Source organism: Acinetobacter sp. YH12021 (assembly GCF_013420145.1).
Classification (GTDB): Bacteria; Pseudomonadota; Gammaproteobacteria; order Pseudomonadales; family Moraxellaceae; genus Acinetobacter; species Acinetobacter towneri.
In genome coordinates, this window is the sequence record NZ_VOYT01000066.1 from 1 (window position 1) to 1,476 (window position 1,476).

Sequence of the window (1,476 nt, forward strand, 5' to 3'; positions counted from 1 at the left end):
GTCGCGAACGTCGCCACCAGCATGGCCGACGCGCCCACTGCTTGAAGTAGACGGAAAGCGACAAAGGCCGGTGCAGTTGAAGACCAAGCTGCTCCCAGAGACGCAATGACGAAAGCCGTTGCGCCCGGCGATTAAGTTAATAAACATATTAAATCATTAATTAGTTTTTGTAGTTTAGAGAGTTTATTTCTTAGGGTTTCTATTCCTCAATTATTCCGTATCCTTCTGGTGCAGGAATCCCATGTTCCGAAGAACGACTGACTGATTCCCACTCTTTCCATGTAAATATACGTTTTTCTGCATTTTCAACAGCTAAATCATATACAAGGCTTCCCAGAACTAATCGGAGAGGCGGATTCTCACTATTAACCAGTTTCATTATAGCTTCGGCGGCTAACTTAGGATCACTATCCACCGATTCGTTTGAATATTGTTGGGCCAACTTTTCACGTAATGAATCATACTCTTTTTTCTGTGTAGTAAAACTCATTTTTAAGTATAGATTCGTCCAGTAACCTCCAGGTTCTACGATAGATACTTTTATACCAAAATGTGCAGCTTCTTGTGCTAAAGCCTCGCTAAATCCTTCTAAAGCAAATTTACTAGCGCTATAGATTCCCGACATTGGACCACTAATCAGTCCACCAATACTAGATATCTGGATAATATGACCTGATTCTTGTGCCCGCAAGTACGGCATAACAGCTTGACTTACCCATACTGTACCGAAGAAATTAGTTTCCATTTGGCTTCTAACTTCATCTTCACTAAATTCTTCAATCATTCCCATTACCATATTCCCTGCATTGTTAATGACAATATCGAGTCTTCCAAAATGTTTAATGGCAGTTTCCACTGTAGTCGAAACAGCACTTCTATCAGTAACATCAAGACTTAAAGGAAGTAACATTCCTTCAAACTGGCATTTTAACTCATTCAGTTTTTCAATATTTCTAGCAACACCAACAACCTTCTCTCCTGACTCCAATGCTTTTTTTGTGAATTCGTATCCTAGTCCACTGCTTGCACCTGTAATAAACCACACACGTGTATTTTCATTGTTATTAAATGTCATAAATAATCTCCTCCATTAATCATGTAATATTGGTATCATTCAATACCAATTTAAAACAAACAAAATAAAGAGCACAGGCAATCTGCCTATGCTCTAAATATAGAAATATAAAATTTCAACAGGATTAATCCGATTGTTGGTATCACAAATAAGCCATCAAATTCATTGATGTACCCTTTTCTACGAAGTGTCATGGGAGATCTCCCTTTAAAATAAAAAAGAGGAAGATTCCTCTCCCCCTTTTTACTATAACCGTATAATAAAGGTTTCCTATACGTATAGGAAGAATAAACGCCCTTTTCACCCAAGTCCAACAGCTTTGGACCGCAGTTGACTCTTTCGACACCCCTGCGATGCAACCCAATCCGGCTGACGGGGAGCCAGCAACGCTGAAAATTTAC

Annotated in this window: 2 protein-coding genes and 1 pseudogene; all 3 read right to left on the bottom strand. The window is 39.3% G+C overall.

The annotated features are described in order from the left end of the window. Positions 1–125 (bottom strand): annotated as a pseudogene (locus FTT91_RS14505) (CmlA/FloR family chloramphenicol efflux MFS transporter); the annotation flags it as partial. A 74-nt stretch (positions 126–199) separates the two neighbouring features. Continuing rightward, positions 200–1,075 carry an SDR family oxidoreductase gene (locus tag FTT91_RS14510; protein WP_078081115.1) on the bottom strand — a complete coding sequence of 292 codons (876 nt, stop codon included), beginning with the start codon at positions 1,073–1,075 and terminating at the stop codon, positions 200–202. An 86-nt stretch (positions 1,076–1,161) separates the two neighbouring features. Then, positions 1,162–1,476, bottom strand: a 315-nt coding sequence (locus FTT91_RS14685) for a hypothetical protein (RefSeq protein ID WP_218944809.1), incomplete at its 5' end; no start/stop codon positions are given.